The 20,296-nt window shown below is 34.5% G+C and carries 8 protein-coding genes; 1 reads left to right on the forward strand and 7 read right to left on the reverse strand.

Going from position 1 to position 20,296, the window contains the following annotated elements; translation table 11 throughout:
- Positions 1 to 2 precede the first annotated feature (2 nt).
- Positions 3 to 410 carry an FtsZ/tubulin family protein gene (locus tag ALGA_RS20765; protein WP_096432576.1) on the forward strand — a complete coding sequence of 136 codons (408 nt, stop codon included), beginning with the start codon at positions 3 to 5 and terminating at the stop codon, positions 408 to 410.
- A gap of 125 nt (positions 411 to 535) precedes the next feature.
- Here the strand turns inward: ALGA_RS20765 and ALGA_RS20770 are convergent, their stop codons facing one another.
- The 7 genes from ALGA_RS20770 to ALGA_RS20800 are packed head-to-tail and all read right to left on the reverse strand — an operon-like array spanning position 536 to position 20,289.
- Entirely contained in the window at positions 536 to 1,081 is a 546-nt protein-coding gene (locus ALGA_RS20770; RefSeq protein ID WP_096432578.1) for a hypothetical protein, read from the reverse strand.
- 12 nt (positions 1,082 to 1,093) lie between these two features.
- The gene (locus tag ALGA_RS20775) at positions 1,094 to 1,948 is read right to left on the reverse strand and encodes a hypothetical protein (RefSeq protein WP_096432580.1); all 855 of its coding nucleotides are present in this window, start codon (positions 1,946 to 1,948) and stop codon (positions 1,094 to 1,096) included.
- A 6-nt stretch (positions 1,949 to 1,954) separates the two neighbouring features.
- Positions 1,955 to 2,485, reverse strand: a complete 531-nt coding sequence (locus ALGA_RS20780) for a hypothetical protein (RefSeq protein ID WP_096432582.1) — start codon at positions 2,483 to 2,485, stop codon at positions 1,955 to 1,957.
- Positions 2,486 to 2,544: 59 nt separating this feature from the next.
- Positions 2,545 to 4,611, reverse strand: coding sequence for a UvrD-helicase domain-containing protein (locus tag ALGA_RS20785; RefSeq protein ID WP_096432584.1), 2,067 nt, complete (start codon positions 4,609 to 4,611; stop codon positions 2,545 to 2,547).
- Positions 4,611 to 10,898, reverse strand: a complete 6,288-nt coding sequence (locus ALGA_RS20790; protein WP_096432586.1) for a DEAD/DEAH box helicase — start codon at positions 10,896 to 10,898, stop codon at positions 4,611 to 4,613. The genes ALGA_RS20785 and ALGA_RS20790 overlap by 1 nt, the downstream gene beginning before the upstream one ends.
- 1 nt (position 10,899) lies before the next feature.
- Positions 10,900 to 15,486, reverse strand: a complete 4,587-nt coding sequence (locus tag ALGA_RS20795) for a sacsin N-terminal ATP-binding-like domain-containing protein (protein ID WP_162845504.1) — start codon at positions 15,484 to 15,486, stop codon at positions 10,900 to 10,902.
- Positions 15,487 to 15,492: 6 nt separating this feature from the next.
- Entirely contained in the window at positions 15,493 to 20,289 is a 4,797-nt protein-coding gene (locus ALGA_RS20800; RefSeq protein WP_096432590.1) for an Eco57I restriction-modification methylase domain-containing protein, read from the reverse strand.
- Positions 20,290 to 20,296: the final 7 nt, after the last annotated feature.

Here is a 20,296-nt window from a genome sequence, read left to right on the forward strand (position 1 = left end):
TTATGCACACAAATACCTTTCAAACCTGTCCTGCAAATATTATTCAAGCCATAGCATTGGTTCTTCAAAATCCAGGATACATTAAGATTGATGCAGAAGACTTTGCTCATTTCACATCCAGTAAAGAAAATATCCAATATCTAATTTTAGAAGAAAAAGCAGAAAATTTAGATTCATCCTTACGAAAAGCATTACAAACGCTACCCTCTAAGCCTACAACTTCAGAAATACTCGTCTGTTTTACCTCTTCGGAGCCAGAAATCACTATGGTCGAAATCGGGAATTACATAGATCAGATTACAGAAAATTTTGGTGAGAAAAGCAACATTATTTGGGGTGTAAACAAAGATGAAAATCTAAAAGAGGACACAAGAAAAATACTCCTTTTATTTTCCCCTCTTAAAAAATGATTAAAAACAGAAAAGCTGCAACAGATAACTGGTGCAGCTTTTTTTTCAAAACAATAAGTCAGTCTTCCTAAACTCTTTGCTCACAGATTACAAATCTGGGGGAGCTGGGGTTTATAGCCACCCATTCAATCAAAATAAAGCTTGAACAATTTTGAGTATTGTGGCCATTTCTTAAGATTGTAATTCCAATGACGATAGAGTGGAATTAATGGTCTCCCTAATAAATTAGATATAGCAGGGATTGGGAGTAATTCCGGAGAATTATAAAGCTGAGAAGCCTTATATTTTTTTTCATCAGGGTTTATTAATACTTTGTAGAGTACTTCAGAAGTGAGAAAAACAGGTGTAGTGCCAGATGGATCCAAATTATCAAACTCTTGTTTTCGAATAGCAATGTACTCCTGAGCCGTTTGATGCCAATTCTTGTTTTTACTGGTTTCTTCCTTTTGGTAATCAGTCACCAGGTTTTGAACGTAAACTTTCTCAATTGATAAGCTAATCTGTTCCAAGTTGTCGATGACACCTTTAAAATAACGCTCGTCATTGCCTAGATCGAAAACATATTCGAACTCTAAACGGTTTCCCGTTTTATCGAATGCTGTTGGGTCACATCCCAATACAAAAGCCTTTATGTTGTCAGTGTTGCTACAAAATGGTTTTGGTTCTTTCATGATAATGATTTTTTAATCCATATTCTCTTTAGATTCACGAACTAACGATTTGGATAATTCGTCCATTTTTACGATTCCATTCCATAATTCGATTAGAGATGAATGATCTTGTATTAAGCTTCTAGTTGGGTGTGCAACAGTGTTTCTAATTTTATTTAGGTAGGATGTGTGTTTCTTAAAACCATCACCATTTTTGTACCCTAATATTTTGTGAAGGTCAAATTGATGAAACAGTTCTATTAATTGCCCAAAATATAGATACTCAGTAATTGCGGTATCTGAATTTTTTTTCTGATCTTCTTTATAACGATTAGAGGTGTCTTTGAACCATTTCCCTAAATCGTTGTCTTGAGAACTTAATTCTTCAATGCGATTACAAATTTGTTGAGTATCCAGTTGCGAGGAAAGCATTTTACCTAAACCTTGCTCCAAATCAACTAAGTTTTGATACAACCAATAATAGAAATACTTATTATTTAAGTTAGCAATACTAAGCAACCCAACAACAGAAGTATGATTGGTTAGAAAATAGAAATTCCGTTTATTTTCAACCATCAATCTAATTGCATCGCTTATATGGGTTAAATAATAAATCCCATCTTCTGCAAATTTAATACTCTTCATTTCTATATTGGAAAGGGAATAGTCCCCCCAGCTTGAAGTAGTAACATAATGAGCAAAACTTCCACTTTTATTTTTTACTGGAATTACATCATAATGATTTTTTATCATTATATCATGAACAACCTGCTTATTTTGGGAAAATTCCTTTGTTGAAATTTCTTTCCAATCTGAATTATGAATACCCAAACTTGCCACAAGTAATTCTTTTCCTTGAATTTGGTTAAAATAAAATTGCTCTTTCATTTGTTCTTATTCTATAGTTTTCTCAAGTAATGATTTCTCTAATTCAATCTTTTCCTCCTCAATATCATCATTAAAAAAAGATGACAACTTATTTGAAAGCCATACAAAGATTCTGTAAAGTAACCAGAAACACAATACGATAAAAGCTACCCGTAAACAGAATACCAAGATACCTCTTAGAAAACGACCCGTCACGTATATTATATTCACAATTATTTGATAGCCCCACCACACATCAAAATCACTAATTACAGAAATCCATTCCGATAAAGTTTGGGCGTTAGCTTTCCCCGCAAAATAGGAAAAAACAACCAAATTAATTAATATCAAATTTGACCACTTTAAATATTTCTTTAAAGTTAAAGTCCATCGATTTAGAGCTTTTAAAATAATAGAACTGAGAAAAACCTTAAATCGATCAACTTGTTTAAAAACAATAGGTGAATCTAGGGCTTTCCTTACCCCTGGCTGATTCAATAGTTCAGTTAATGTTTCAATCATATTCTTATTATGCTCTATATTATCAATTCTAGACAATTCAATACCTATTTTATAAATAGTCTACAAATCTGCGGGGGCTGCATTCAACAAATACTCTAGAACCACTCTGATTTTTCGCCAATACCACTAATAAATAATCCTTGGATTGCTCTTGAGAAGACAACGTAATAAAGCGATCGTTCCTGTTTTTCGTATTCTGCTTTTTCTTTAAAAGAGTAATCCTGGTATCCTGAATGTTTAAGAGGAACATTTGCTTTAGATGCACCAAGGACAAATACAAATTTAAATTCATGACCTTTCATGTTATGAAAAGAGGAAACTTTAATGGCGTTAGATAGAGCCTTTGAACTACTGATATCATTATACTTAATATCATTTTTATTTAAGGTCTTCTTAATATCATCTACAGCATAGTTGGTTCTTGCACAAACACAAATATCTGATGCTTCAGCCTGTTCATTATCAAGCAATCCTTTAATATTAGACAGAATATATTCATCTTGTTCCTCAGGAGTATTAAAAATTTGATACTGGGGTTCATCCCCATACATCAAAGAAACATAGCCCTTGCTATTTTCTTCTTCTCCATCAAAATTATCGTAGGACTCCTTTGATACAGTTTTCAATGCCATGAGCTTGATTTGTTCAGTTGTTCGGTAATTAATTTTCAACTTCTTACTTCTTTGCCCGCGAACGCTAATCCCTGATTGGGAGAAATTAATTTTTCGCTGGTAAATATTCTGAAAGGGATCACCAACTAGAAACATATCATTTTCATGCTCCGAAACCAAGGATCTCATTAATGTCAATTCATTGTTCGTAAAATCCTGAATTTCATCACAAATTATATGGGAATATGGTTTATCATCTCTATTTGAAAAGAACTCACTTAATAAATTACATAACTCCAACTTAGAATAATTCTCATCTTTTCTCTTGGCGAAATCTTGTATCAAATTCCAAATTTCGATTTTTTCTTTTCGTCCTATTCTTACTGTCCGACCTGTTCGCGAAGTTTTTAAATATTGTTCCAATGATTTTACATTCTTTCGTAAAAGAACATCATGATATTCAGACATTAAAAAATCCTCACTCATAGATGATGGGTTATATTCCAAGACTTCTTTCCAAATTTCTAATTCTTGTTTTTCTGTTAGGAAACCTGAATTTGAAGGAATAACCTGATATTTTTTATCCCTTGCGATCTCAAATATCAATTTGTCGAAATTTATTATTTGAATAGAGTCAGCAGCAATGCCCAGATCAGAAATGGTGTTTTGCAAGTAAGATGTGAGAGACTTAGTGTAAGTAGTAAATAGAATTGGTTTGGCAAATATCTCTATCTTTTGAGCTAAGTATTTAGCTCTGTGCATCGCACACACAGTTTTACCCGTTCCTGCGCCACCAGTAACTTTAACTGGACCTTTATAATCGCTAAAAGCCAGTTTACGCTGAGAAGGATGTAGAAAGACTTTCCATTTATCAAAATCACCTGAAAGTATTTTATCTATATCTTCATCATCCGTAAGCATATAAATATGCTTTCTTGCATTATCACTAGATTCTGCCTCTAAATTATTTTTACCAGCTTCAATTTCTTCCAAAATTTCTTCGTAAGCAATTCCTTCAGCCAGAAAATATAGATACTCGAAGTTGTCAGCAGGTAAGTTGTTTTTGATTTTAGTTAAGTCATCTATTGCACATAGATTACGTATGGTTTCTATCATTTGATCAGGCGTCCCAATCGCTTTCAGATGCGCCACAGAGTACTTGTTGTAAAGCGTTTCGTTCTCAATGATTTTTGTTTGAATCTTAGTTTCTGGAAGATCATACATTTGAAATGATTGAGTATTCTTGTTCCATTCAAAAACCTTATTCATTGCCCATGACATCGCTTCATCATGATTATCAACCCACAACAAATGATAATTACTCCCTTCCTCAGGAGCTTGAATAATAGCCCGATACTTTAAATCGACCCGAACAGTCCGTAATGATTTATCTGAAAATGAGGATATTTTCTCATAATTAATAGCAGAAGAGGTTGGGTTCAGTTTGAATTTCTTAATTAATTCTCTGGTTTTTTTTTGAATGTTCTTAGGAACTCTAGAAAAGGAATCGAGAAAAGAGTCGTGAAGAATTAGATTTATAGAATTGCTCATTATTTAATGTTTTTTAGATCAAAGTTTTCCAATGTATATTCAGAGTAATCATTCTTTATGAAATAGGCTTGATCCTCTTCACTGAATGGATTTATAAAGAATTTTTTATCGTGCGAACCTAATTCCGCCGAAGCCATTATTTCTTCATTATGGAGTAAATCAAAATCGTATTCAGTATTAAATTCAATACCTGCTTTAATTAACTGCCTTACAATATCATGAAGTGATTCTTCAAAATTGGTTAGTATTTCCAAATTAGAATCAGACTTATTTTCTGGGACAAGTTTACTTGTAAAACCAGCTTCAATTTGGTGAAATTGAGAAAGGTTATAAACCTGCCAAAAGAATTCCCAATTATCCTTTTCCCATTTCTCTATTGTATCATTTAGTAAAGCAAATCCCTTTGTCTTAAGCGTCTGAAGATGAATGAAAATTGACATACTCATTTCATCAGTAAAGTTTAAGTTATCAGATAAAGCATATTCATTGGGTTTATTCTTAGTGCCTTTATCTAGCTGAATTTTTTTTGAGTCAATAAAAGTTTCCACTAGATCCTCGCTGAAACATATATTTAATGCCTGATGTTGACAAGAAAATAAAAGAAGAGATGACCATTTACTTATCTCCGTTTTATTAATTGGTGATAGCAATAGATAATTGAATCGATCAAAACTGTTCCCATTCATTAAAGTTTCGTCACTGTATTCCTTAAGTAGAGAGTGTTTATCACAGAGTTGTTTTGCAATGTTCTCATTAAAACTAGCGTTAAAAGCATCTTTCGCTTTTAATTTTGCTTTGGAAATAATATCGTCCCATGAAAAAACCCACAAATGATATTTTCCGGATTGAACAATAGCGTTTCTAATTTTCATATCAGAAGGCACTCTTGGATGCTCTTTTGTAGCATGGAACGAATAACCATCTAAATAAACGACAATGTCTTTGACTTCTTCAATTTCAGAAAATGATAAGAATTGATCATTCTTAGAAATTGACACACATTTAAAAACAAAATCAGGTGTGGTAGTATAATTCACTCCCTTAAGATAATTACCCAAATTTTGTGGCCATATCTCATAGATCATTTTACAATCCCCTTGTTCAAGATTTAAAGTATACTTTTTCTCACCTGGATCTGAACTCTCATAAAAGTTAGCTTCAAATTTTTCGGACAAAAGCTCAATGAACCGATCTTCCAAATCAGACTCCTCACTGTTTGCAAAACCATCAATCCCCTTTAAACTATCTACCACATTCCATTCACCCGCCTTCTCTATTATATTTTGGAATAGATTTTCCGCTTCATTTCGACTTAAAATATCTCTTTCATACTGATTGCCATAGGTGTATATACACTTATAACAGCCATCTTTACCTTCGTCTTTACAAGTACATAAACGAATTTTATCGTATGCAATTTGTAACATCTTAGTAAACTCTATAGGATCAAAAAGCTTTGAAAGATAACCTGTACCACCTGGGATGGTTTCATACATAATCAGATACCTGTCTTTTCTATTTGATTCTTTATTGAACTCTTCATATTCACGAATATGAACATGATCAGGATGACCTTTGTAGTAATTTTTCAATCCAAGAAATAAGCCTGCTTTAAAAATTGAAACTCTTTCTTCTGTTCTAAAATCCTGTACAGGTAAAAGAATCTTTATTGCCTCGGTATAGAATTCTCTGTATAAGTATATTTCTTTAAAATAATCATCAGAATGACCTTTGTACTCCTGCTTTTTATTTGAACAATATCCAAAGTGATATGATTTCTTTTTAGAAGATAATTCATACTGTGTGTATGCCCTTTCAGCTGTTTTACCACAGGTTTGACATACAACAAAACCAACTTCCGGAAAATTGGTGCCATTAATTTCTATTTCGCTGGTACCAAAAAAACCGTCTTCTTTTATTCCGGTATTTATTTCAATGTATTTTGTTTTTGAAAAGAACTCTATTCCAAATGGAATTCGTTTCAATATTCGAGCACCTTTTGATGTCGTAGGATCCGTTTTAATGTGAATTGATTTTTGATAGAATTTACGATCACGATCATCCTTTGTATCGGTAATCTTGGATTTATCGCTGTCATTAACCGAGATTACCGATTTTAAACGAACGATTGTCTTTTTATTGCTGGTTGCTCCCCAAGAGTTGTGACCACATTTGGGACAAACCGATTGATTGGATGGGACATCAATATCCAATTGCATTTCATCACAATTACTGCATAAACGATAAATTTCATACTCTTCACGAGAGAATATCTCCAGACCATGCATTTCAAGCATATGCCCTTGAGAGTAAAATATATTAGCAGGTGCGAGTTCTGAAATAGCAGAAGAAGAAGGTCTTATGATATCACCAAAACTTTCGCTTTTAAAACTCACAACACCGTCTTTCTCATTTTTCTTTACCACTTGAGCATTCAAAGACACTCCCGTTTCAGGGAATGCATAATTGGGTAATATGCCTATGTTGGTTAAATATTCTACTACATTTCTTTTATTAATATTGTAAATAGCACCAGATAAAGCTTTCTTTTCTTTTTTAAGAATCAAGGCTTCAGGACTGGTTATTGGTAATTTCTTAAGATCACTTTCAAGCTTCTTACGTTTTGATTCATAATACTTGATCTCTTCCAATAAATTAAAATGAATTCGAGTAATTGAAGTAATGAAGACACCTGATAACAAGTCTTGTTTAATGATATCAAAAACCAAAGGATCTTCCTCTCTAGCCTCCTTAAAATGCCCAATAAATTGTTCAAAAAGAAAATCTTTATTAAGCTCTATAAATTTTGCGATTTGATTAAATACAAATCTGTTGTCATCAATAGGCAGTGATTTTAAAGCCAATCGCTTTACCACGAAAGGTATTCTATTTGAGTCCGGGTCTGAGGAAGCCCATGTATCAAAGCAATAGGCCATAAAATGCCTTCTTAAAATATCTTTAGCTCTTAGGTAGCAAGCGGGTGTTCTGACTTCCCCTGCCATCATCTCCATGGGATCCTTGTAGTAATACAAATCGTGCTGATCGCGACCTGCCATGTTCAGAATTAAAGATGTACCGCTAGATCTTCCAGCACGCCCCACTCTTTGCAAGTAGTTCGACGTTTCAGGAGGTAAGGATGAATTAAAGGTTATATTAAGGTCGCCAATATCGATACCCATTTCGAGGGTTGAGGTGGCAACTAATACATTTGTACTTTTATAGGAGGGTCTTTTCTTAAAATCGTTTTCCAGCTCTTCTCTTTTATTTCTATCGATTAAGCCTGTATGATCATTTGCAAAAATACGTAGCGAGCGCCCACGATTGTAAACCATACGGTAGTAATCAAAAATATCTTCGCTATTTAGTTTATATTTACCCGGACACCTGTACTGCAAGCAAGACATGCCAGAAGTTATGGTTTCGTTTAAAACGCCCACATTCATTTCATGTCCACAAGTACTACAAATAAATGTTTTTACTTCATTTGTTATTGCCAAGCTATCTTCAGATAAACCATAGTTAAGAACACCTTCAGCATTTTTTTTATCCAATAAATTATTAGACTCTAAATCATCTAAAAGCTGTTTGTAGAAATCATTTATCAGGTTGGTTTCCTCATAGTTAATTAGAGGGAAAGATTTACGAAAAAAAGTACTGTACCAATTGTGTTTCTTATCTATTTGAATCACATCGAACACCGCTGTATTCTTAGCTCGTTCGAGAGTTATAAACTTAGGCAAGCGAGTATGCTTCCCAAAATTCTTAATCAAGAAATTACTCTTATTTATATTTTGAGTTATCAAATAATAATTAGTTTTCCCTGTTCTGAATGATTTCAGATAAGTATGATCCACTCCCCCTCGTTGTCGCAAGCGATGAAGAAAACCATTCAGGAATTTAAGAAAATCCTCCTTTTCAATTCTGTTATCGAGCGCATTTGCCTTGAGCCAATCCTTCATCTGCTCAAATACATCAGTCATTTTCTTTGTATCAAAACAAATGGCGGAGGCAGCCGATCTTTCTAATGTACGACCCGTTGTGGCATTATAAGTAAATTCCGACCAGAGTTCCCAACTGATTCTGTTTGAAAATTCTCTATCAAAAGCATAGGGAAACTTACCCGATTTGTCTTTATAATCATCAATGGATATTCGACTATCACAGTCGGGAGGAAGAAATTTAAAATAGTATGCTTCTATTGGGTTTTCAGCATTTTCATCTGCCTTCTGTTTCCAATGGTTCTCAAATTGCTTATAAAAGTCAGGTAATAAGACAGGTGTTTTATTTAGATTGATAGTGCTCTGGATGGCATGTCGCATGCCAAAACGGAAGTTTCTATTTTCGATAAAACCTGCCTGATGAGCGGCATCTTGAACGCCGTTGGTAAAAGCTAATAATTTACGCTGTTTATCAGGCGTATCATCCATAGATGAAGCCAAAACCTGAGCTGTTGCCACAGATTCGATAGTGGGAATACCCGTACCTATCAAAGACAAATTATCGACGGTATTGCAATGAGGGCATATTTTTTGAATCCCATGCTGATCCTGCACACGAACACCAAATATTTTAAAGGATTCAACGCTAAGCTTTTTATCAGACAAAATTAAAGAATGAGGATCGATGTATGCATCGATTGGATCACCAGTGTAATTGTAATCTTCAGCAAATACTTGCTTAAAATCAGCATCCTGTAAGGATGAGATAAAGTAAATGTTCTTATTTTGGCTATCTGCCATAAACAACTGGCGTGTTCTAGCTAAATCTTGTTCGAGGGTTTCACTCTGCTCTTTTTTTATTGCTATCCATCCAGAAGCCCCACATTCTCTGCAATAATAAGGTGGAAGAGACAAAACAGGATCGGAGGTATTTATCTCAGATTCCCATTCGAAAACAGGAGTCGGTTGAACTTTCCTCAATATTCGGTTTAAACTTCGCAACCAGTAGGTAATTTGCAGATACAAAAATGGGAATTGCTTAGTGCCAGACTGTTCTTTGGCATAAGACATCAAAGTTAATAATGAAGCAAAAAGAGCGTGAATCTTGTCATTCGATAATGTGTTGTCAAGTCCCGTTTTATGCCCCCACTTAATTAAAACATCCTGAATATGGGAAACATTAGATTGAGTAATCTGTAGAAGGTAATATAACCACTCATTGGTTTTTAAAAGCTCCCCCAGTTCAACTCTATTTTTATCAGCATAGCCCCAAAAAGCAAGCTGCCTGTTTATGTAAATTCCATATTCATCGGACTCATTAAAGCGACAATCTTCAATTTCATCCAGATTTATATCCGGCATTACTAAATCACTGGCAAAAAACTCTTCGGCCTCTAGACGCTGCTCTTCAACTACGGCATCTTTAGTTACATGAACCCCAAATACATCGGAAAAGAATTGCACCAATTCCTCTTTCCCTTTTTCGCCACCTCCCATGGTTGCGGAAGTCCCAATAGGTACAATTTGATTGTGAGGCAATTTTAATTTCAATTTTAATCTTCGAATCAAATTCGCGACATCTGAACCTTTGGCTCCATCGTAGGTATGGAGTTCGTCGAGAACCAAAAACTTAAGCAAGTCTGGCTGATTGTAGTTATGGCGCCACAAGCCATTATACTCTGCCCTCATCAGTGCGAAATCGAGCATTTTAAAGTTCGTTAATATGATATCAGGAGGTGAGCTTGTTATCGTTTGCCTATCCTCAATGATACCATCGGGTTCCATACGGGTTGATCGGGTTTTTCCTTTTGCTTTGCCCTCCCCAATAAAAAGACCCGCTCGAATTTGACCTCTTAATATGTAATTACCATCCTCATCTTTAAAATTATTAATCTCTTCCGCTAATCTACGAGCCTGGTCGGTTGCCAGGGCATTCATAGGGTAAAGTATAATGGCTTTAATGCCCGGAGTATCTCTATGTTGATAGCAATAGTCCAATAAAGGGAAAAGAAAACTTTCTGTTTTTCCGGAGCCCGTACCTGTGGTAAGAATTAGAGGTTCTGGAGTATTTCCATTACGGGTAGATAGACGCTTAAAAGCTTCAAATTGATGCCTGTATGGGTCAAAACCAGGCTTTATTTTTATGAAATGCTCAATATGGTCCGATTCATCCGTTTTTTCGAATGGCAAACGTACCTGCATAAAGGGACCTTTGAACATTCCCTTTCGTTTATCGAAAAGAAAATCATTTAAAGCGAGCTTCAGGTTTTTATCCTGAAAATTAAAGGTTGCTTTGAGATATTCGGTTACAGAATGCTTTATTTCTTCGGCTTGTAATATTGGGAGCATATTAATTTTCTTTAATTTTTAACGAAATTAAATAATCTGCTGAGCTTACTGAATAGTGTTCATTATTTAAGAATGAATCTTCGTCGATAAAAAAGTTTTCTATGATATGGATGTTATTACCATGAACCAAAGCAATTTGATATCGATCCTTATAGTCAAAACCTGTTTTTTTCTCATCCTTGCTCAAATGGAATGTTCTACCATTAAAGGCTTTTACTTCCAAATAAAACCAATCGGGGTTGTTAATATTTTTATATTGAATATCGTAATGAAATGTATCTGACTTATCGGTTTTATATTTGGAATTGCCCGATACCCACTCCACCTCTTCAACATCAACAGAAGCTACTAGCGTGTTGAAAACCAACTCCTCTGCCTTTTCACCCAATTTCTTATTCCTACTAATATCCTTATCTGAATGTATCCACCTATTACTTGTTGGTTTACTAGTTCCTTTAGGTTCAATTGCAGTAGTTTGGCTAATAATAACATTACCTATCCGAGGTTCTATCTTTTTAAGATCGTCAGATTCGACAGAACACCTGGATAGGGAAATAAATTCCTTTTCCAGTTTTTCTTCGTTTCCTTCAAAATACAAAAGACTTTTCAATTTATTGTCCTGCAGGTCATCATCATGAAGACTATATTTATCCAATAGGTGTTTGTATTTATTTTCAAAACATTTCTTTATTTCTACATCTACAAGTAAACTCAAGTTAAATAAACGATAGGTCGCATCTTTTATAATATCAATATAATTCAGGTCTAAATTGAATTTATTGTCATCCAGTATTTGTAGGATAGATTCATCAGATTTTATTTGATCAAACGAAATTTGCTGATCAATAAGTAATGCTTGTTTTTCTTTCTCGTTGTTCAATTTGAGCCACAACAAAGAATTAAACCTAGACTTAAGATCTTTTAGTGTATTTTCCAAACCTCTCTTGTGAGAGCTTCGAATTCCAAAGGAGTTGCTTTCCAAAATTTCATCCAAGCTGAAATCCAATGCATTCGAAATCCAAACTAGAAAATTGAAACTTTCCAAGTTTTTAAAATCATTAAAGTCGACTGTCTGATAGTAATCTGGGAGAATAAGTGAAAATTCCTTTTCCAAAACAGAGCTTAAAATCTTTGTATTACTGATTGAACTCTGGAGGGATTTACCTTTAAGGACAAATACTTTTTCCCAAAACATCATTTCGACTTCTGAAAAACCCAATAATTTAAAAGCACGCATCCGAAGATCTGTTAATTCATCTACTTTAATAAGGTGCTCTACTTCACGAATATGATCTTTAAAAATAGTCCTGAACGTATTCTTCAGTTCCTTTATCTTAAAGCAGATGCAAATCATCTCTGCTATGGCATCACAAAGAAAGGAATTCTTTTGAAGCTGATTAATATCTCTAAAATTAGGACTACTCTTTAGATAGAAGGTTGAATCGATATTTATAAATTCGTTTTCATCAAGTTCAATTTGTTTGATTTCTCCAAAACTGTATTGACAATTATCAACTAAACAAATGGACAGATTTTTGATTGAATTGACCTCAGTCTGTTCATTATCGCCCTTTTTAAGCGTATTCAACCGATAGGTTAATAGAAAAGGTTTGATTCGATCGAAATAAGAAATGAACGTTTTATTTAAAGGATGTCCTTCATAAGAGACTAACTTAATGTTTTTCACTTCATCTTTAATGAGTGATACACCAAAAAACTCTTTTACATTTTGTTCTCCTTTACGTTTGGGTAAATTAAGCATCCAAAATTTATTGAGAATATTTTGGGGTAAAATGTTATTATCAGAGTAATATACCTCACTCGCCATAATGGGTTCTAATTTTCCAGTTAATCCTCCTTTACGAGCGAAATATTTAATTTCAGAAAAATCAGGCTTGTAACCCCTAAGTTTTGCCTCTTTATTTTTGGCGAAATATTCTAAAACTCGATTGTAGACTGTCTGACTCCCATTTGCGTCATCGTTCGTGACTTGACGTAAAAGCTCATAAATTTTATGAGGTTGTAAATCATTAAATGATTTATTAGCACCTAGTTTTTTTAAGACATAATTTATATCAGTCCTGTCAATATTTAGTTCTGAAAAAACTCGATTCTCAAAATCGAATGTATCAAAACCGCTATTCCCTATTAATTCATCCTCAATCAGAATATTTGCAAATAGATTTTCCCTGTATAATTGATGAAAAATATAAGAGGGTTTTTCATGAAGTTCTGTTGTGTTTTTATTGTAGGTATATTTAAAAACATCCTGATTTTCTCTTTCAAGCTGAGATAATATTTTCTTATCAATAAGTATCCATGCCACCAGTTTCTCTGTAGAAATATCCTTTGATTCCAGTATCTCAGCAAGGTTATCTATTGTAAAGACATTGTAATATTTCCAAGGATTGTTTTCAGGCGTACGCGTATTTTTAAATACAAAATCGATGTAGGGATCAGAGTTCCATCTATTGACATCTTTTTCAATTTTTTTAAACTTTGTGTGTTTATTCACTCCAAGCCATAAAAAGAAGTTTTCGATGAATTTACTATCCATATCTTCTTGATAAAAATCCCATGAATCCATATCTGCAACAAAGTCCTTATTTTCATAAAAGTCCTCAAAAATAAGCTCTGTCTTATTTCCAGAAGGAAAGCCCTTCCCCAAAAAAAGATCACTACTAAGTGTTTCTTCTCCATTCCGGTTTAGTAAAAGAACTTTTTCGTCAATTATTCCTCTCCGTTCGGGGTTCTTTTTAAAAATATGGAATAATGATTTGGAGTATTGTTGAAGTATTGTCTTCTTATCTACTGTAGTTGTTCGTAAATGACGATTGGTTGCACTGGTCATGTTCCGAATCACATCCGTTATATCATTTGAGCCCATATTGAATAATGGCGATAAAACTTTTTTAAGTGGACGTGAAATATCTTCGTTGTTCGATCTATACTTTGCTATATCGGCAGAAAAACGATTCGTGAGAGACAGGTATAAATTATTACTTATAAAAGACAGTTGTACGTATTCAGGTATTTCATACTCATCCGTTGAACCTTCTTTTAGAGTAAACACCTGCTTGCTGGCTTCCACAACTTTTTCATCATGATTTAATAAAAGGGGCAGAGAAATTTTATTATGGAATTGTGAAAAAGAATCATCCATTAAGAGGGCAATTAATTCCACTCTCTCCTCTATTTCAGAAATTTGAGATGTTAACTGACCCATTTTTTCCGTAAATTCGTCTTTGCTGTATTTGGCAGGAAAGTGCCCTGTATTAAAATTTATATCCTCATCTATTGGAATTAATAATTCAGGGAAAAATTCTTGAAAGCTGTTCTTCTGCACCCAGATTGCAAATTTGTTACCATAATATTTAACAGAGGTCATTGTTCTGTAATTACCATCCAAACATGGATAGAGTGCAAGCGAATTTCTTTTATCCTGCAAATCTTGAAAAAAAGGAATCAATAATTTACTATCACTCTTGCCTAAAGGCAAGAGTATTCTGTATGAATCCCAATTAGGCTCAGCACTATTTTGCAAGTTATCAATAGACAAACAAGCCAATATTGAAACCAATTCCCTTAATATATATTTGTTATCGTCTGTCGGGTTTAAATAATTTCGTGACGGATCTAAATCAAAAGTGGCGTGAATTAAATAGGGCAAATGTGTAGATAGCTGCGTTGGGAAATATGTGAAGAAACGAGAATCTTTATCCGACAAATCCTCTTTCCAAGCTATCTTAATCCTGTAATTTTTGTTTTCCTGTCCATTTATTTGCAAATCTTTAGAATCGTAAACTTGCCATTGTTCATTATTTACATTAATGAATTGTTGGTCTTCGATAATGGTTTTGGATAAGCTAAGGATTTTCTCATGGCCATCAGATTCAATACGAATTCGTTTTGTTGAATTCAAAAAAAGAAGAATCTCTGGTTTTAAAGTAGCCAGTTGTTTCTCAATATCCTCAATATATGCCGCTTTGTACTCTATTTGAATTGAAGTTATCCATTCTAAATCTGAATCGTAAATGGGTTCAAAACTTGGTATTGCTAGAACAGCAAAAGGGACAGTGCCAGCCTGTAAATCATCCTCTTCATCGATTAAAACTTGTCGTTGTATTTCATCTTCGATGATAGACTCAAATTGCTGTTTCGCAATTTGAGGTGAAAAAGTAAGGCATACCTCACTCGTCATAATCTTAACTTCGGTTGCCCAGTTTAAGATGGAGCGGAAGCCCAGTCCCTTATTTCCAATAAACTCTTTTTTGTTTTTAGAGCTGGTATTCGCCAACATCAATGATTGCAAGCCTTTTAAATCGAAAGGATTACCATTATTAGAAATCGTTAACAGCTGTTTCTCTTTATTTAAGCTAATAAGAACTTCATCGGTTTTTGCATCGTCGGCATTCTGCAAAAGTTCCAGGAGTTGACGACCATTATAAGCCTCGGTAAAGCCCTTTTCCCCTCTATAATCACTTATAATCCTTTTTGTAGAAATTTTATAGGTAGCCACATTTTCCTTTATCAAAGCTTTAACACCTTCGATAAAAGTTGTATCGTGTAAAGTATCTGTTAAGTTCATTATCATTTATTCTTTCTCTTTAAAAACCTTCTCAAAATGTGCCCAGGCTGTTTTGTAATCCTCTACACGATCACATTTATCAAAAGGGGCATAATAAGTTTGCTTCTCTCCTTTATAGAGCTCACTTTTTGTAATGGTGTGCTCATAGGTTTCACCTGCGGCTAGGTCTTTTATCTTATTCCACTCATTACGGGCTAAGCCAACACCCGTTAAGCCACTACTGAAAGTAAATACGATATTTCCTCTGGTATCATACCAAGTATCCGCTTCGTTTTGTTGCAACACTGGAAACTGCACATTGTAAATTAAAATTAACTCATCCAATGTAAGCCCAAAAGCCATAGCAGTAATTACATCAATCTCAACCAATGCCTGACGGCGTTCAAAATAATTTCGCAATGGTGTATCCCATTGCCAATCTTGGGTTAGTTTATTAAAGGGCTTTAAACGAATATCAGTTTTACTCCAATTATCCAAAGAAAATTCAGATTGATAGTTTTGGCACCATAAAACAGTATAGTGTTCGTTAAGACAATTAAGTAAAAGGGTTCTTACAAATAATTGAGGGATAAAATAATTATCAATACCAATCGGGAATTTTTTAATTAACTCACCTCGAAGATTTGACTTCCCGACAGACTTTATATAAAAATCCATCATTAGAGACGAACTTATACCTGCAAATTCAATCAATTCTTTATTCGTTTTGAAAATAATTGTCACAACGCCATCAATATGAGATACTTTTGGTGGAATAATTGCAGGCTGAAGAGTGCGCTCTCCTGAAATGGAGAGCATTTTGCTAAAACATACTTTATACTCATGAATCCATGACTTAACAATATTATTACTCTTATTACGATCACAGAAATTATTCAAATTTTCATCGGGTATATAGTTGGTTCGAGGAATAAAATTGCCTTCTATCATCGTAAGGTCAATGGCGTCATAGTCAGAGTTTAGTTTACATTCACTACGTGGTGTTTTATACAAAGGAGTTGCCACAAAAAAATGCGGTCCACTATATATGAGTTCGTATTTATCAATGTCTGGAAACTGAGTATTCCGTATCATTATTCCGTCTTGTACAGCAATAGTTTCGTTCCAACAATCCGTTATATGGTATTTAGAATCTTCTACTTTTCCATTGAATATCGATAGCTTCTCCAATACTGAAAGAATTTGTCGAGTATGGATTGATACTAATTTCGCACCCTCCCATTTGGAGCTATTCTCGAAGGTTTGAGCCAATAGCCTGAGTTCATTTTCACCGAATTTAATTATTCTGTCTTTATGAGATCGAATATTCCAATCCATTTTCCCTGTTTGTTCATCTATAGTCTTGTAGCCACCAGCCATGCCATGCCCATCATGAATAAAACTACCATCTATTGTTGAGGGATGAAATAGATTATTTATGGAGATGAAACCAACATCTTCTTTTTTACCTTTATATACATGAGTACTATAGGCATTATGATGATCAATTTCGGGAAAAAGCATTCGTTCATTTTTAAACTGAAAATGATATTTTAATCTTTTATATACTTCTCTTCGAAGATTGGTACCTTTAGGATCATCATAAATACTTTCTGGATGAATTAAACCAACATAACCATTAATATTAATAAAATCAATACAATTAACTAATATAGACTTATATAAATCAGTTCGTTGACCTCTTAATAATTGATAGCATTGTTTACTTCCAAGGAAAGTCTTTGTCGATATAGCCCACAGTTCTTCTTTCGAATAACTAATCTTAAGCTTTGGTAATAGTTCAATTTCCTTTAAAAGTAGATCTGACACCTTAGGGGCTGAATATTTTCGAAGAAAAACTTCCGGATAGTATTCTGATAGAATTCCAGTTTTATCCAGCTCGATTGTTACCCATGGTGGATTCCCAACAATCACATCAAAACCACCCCGTTCTTTAAATACCTCAATAAATTCCAATTCGTTGTGGAAAAAGCGGTATTGGTTGCGCATTTCCAATACGCTAGCAATGCGGTTTCCTTCAAATAGAGTCAATTTATTGGCACCCTGATTTTGTAGTATGTATTTTATTTGATCGGTGCTTGTATTTTCATCAATATCACTCAATTTGATACCCACCAAATTGGTCAATTCATTGTACCATTTTGTTCTGTCAGGCAAATTCTCCACATCTCGTACATCCCAAAACCAGAGTGCGCACCAATAGTCCATAATGGTGCGTAATTTGTGATAAGCTCCAGCTCGGTTATTTTTACTATCGGTTAATCGTTCTTTATCGGCGTAGTTTTTTAAAGCCAATTTTGGCGAAGAATCCCCATATAATTGGTAATGTGAAGCTGTGTCATGCGCAATGGCGGTTATTTTTTGGTAGTGTTCTTCGAGCAATACATCAATTAATCGAGATAGTTTTACTACTTGTTTTACCTCTTCACCATTTAAAGGAGAACAAAATTCATGTTTCCAAGTCGTGAATTTATCTTTTTGTGCCTTTGTCAGCTCTTCCTTAAGCAGCTGGCTGTTGAAACTTGCTACCATTGCTTTATCAGGCAATAAAAAATGATAAACCTGTTTATCCACATTACGGTTCAATTTTCCTTGCTTGTTCCATTGCACTCGTTTTGGGGCTTTTGTCCACCAAGCTTTGGCAATTGGTTTGTTGCGCTGAGAAAGTGTCCCTTCAGAAGGGAACTCTGTATTAAAATCCTTAACTTCATATACCTTTAACCAAGCCCCTACTACGGCATTCCCTGTAGCCAAACGGTGAGCAAAGAATGGGGTTTCCATGTCTTTGTGCATGCAGTTAAGCCATAAAGACAATTTACCCAGTTCTACAGCTGTGGGATTTAAATCGACCCCATATACATTGTTGGCTGCAATAAAAGCTTTTACTTTTTGTAATTCATCGTTGTAATTCCCCGGGGTAATTCGTTTTCGTCCTTTATGTAGTTCCTCGTTTTCTTTTAACTCCAAATAAGTTACCGCCAATTGATTAATCACCTCGTTATGGAAAGCTGCAGCTCCCATGGCTGGTTCAAGAATTTTCAGTTTTAGGATTTCATCAGCACAATATTCGCCATGAAATACCCCATCAATAATATTTTGCTTCTCTTTTAATTTGTCAACAATGCCTTTCAGGGTATATTTTACGGTACACTGGGTTAATACCTCAGGCGTATAATAAGAGGCTGATTTCTTTCTGTCACGACCATTCAGGCGGTAAACAAATTTACCGCGTTCGATTTCTGCATCCTGATCGGGATGTTCCGGATCTTTTAGAATTTCATTTTCTTTAAAATCATCACGTCGGCTTTTAGGTACTAAAAATGTACCCTCCTTACCTGTTTTGTCAGATGCTGCTTTTACTTCTATTAAGTTTTCATTGGCAAAAAAACCAGAGTAGGCCAGTAAGCTTTCATAAACACTCCCTAATTGGTTAATACCCAAATTGGCATAGGATATGCGCCCAATGCTTTTATTTTTAGTACGCTCTGAAAGTGATAAACGTAGGATTATTTCCTTTAATACATGATTTCTAAATTGAACCCCACTCAAGTGCTGCAATTTGGTATTATCAAACATTGGAGAATCCAATGGTTTCATTTCAAAACCATTTCCTGCGGGAGATCCTTTATGAAGAAAGTCAAACAATTTCCATAAGCTCTCCGAGAAGAAGGTACCATTGCGTGATGAATCCGTTTTAAGCTCCACCATTTCCAAATCGCGTAACATTTCTAGACTATAGCCTTTCTGATATACGGCATCTTTAACAGGTAAAATCTCTAAATCTTCACGAGCCTCAGCATAAAAAATAAATAATAGTCGATAAACGATTGTTAAACATTCATCCTTTAATTCTCTGGCAAAATTGGGATCTTTTCGAAGTTCTACTATTTTACGTTGTTCTTCAATAGAATTAGCCGCTTTACGAAGTTTGTATTCGATGGCTTCGTTTGCTAAATTCTCTACGGCATAGACCACACCTTTTTTCAAGGTTTGAGTCACGCCATAAGCTGCTTTATGAGCATCTTCCTCGAGCGTATGCAATATGCTATCGGAATCAGAAATAAACTGATCTTTAGCCAGTAAGCCATAAAAAAGAGAAAGGTAATTTTTAAATGCAGGAAGCTTAGCCTCATCAAATAATTCTTCCAGATCGAATAATAGGAAACTATCATATTTCCATTTTTCGTAATGAATTAAAAATAGTTTAGGACCCGCCAATAAGATGACATACTGAGGGCGTTGCTCTTCGGGCAATAAAAACATTTCGGAAAGTGCTTCATTTATCACATCCGGTTTAAGCGCATAATTTTCCCATGTATCGGGGAATACGTCTTGCCAATCGTCCAGATTATATACCTGGTCATAAATACCATTTGCATCATGTTCTCCCTCTTGTATCATGGCTTTCATTTCCATGACATACAAGTAAGGCTTATCCGCTTTGGTAAAACGATAACGCACGGGTATTACTTCATCCTCATTCAGATGTATGGGATATTCATATTCCTGATGCACCCCAAGATAACCCAATACCTTAAGCACCTCGGTATGAAAATCATGAGTCAACTTAACTCTATCCTTCTCCCTATGTAAGTTTAAATAATCGTTCTTAAAACGAAAATACTTCTCGCTTAAGGGTGACACTTTTTTATTGATACTACTTATATGGTTTTCAAGATCATTCCCATCATTATCCTTTTGTGTCGTGACAAAACCCGCACGATTAAAAACCTTTGTTGGGAATTCATCATTAAAAAAGTGTTGGGAAAAGTAGTCGCCTATATTTTTAATAAATCGAATCATAATAACA

This window comes from Labilibaculum antarcticum, assembly GCF_002356295.1.
Lineage (GTDB): Bacteria > Bacteroidota > Bacteroidia > Bacteroidales > Marinifilaceae > Labilibaculum > Labilibaculum antarcticum.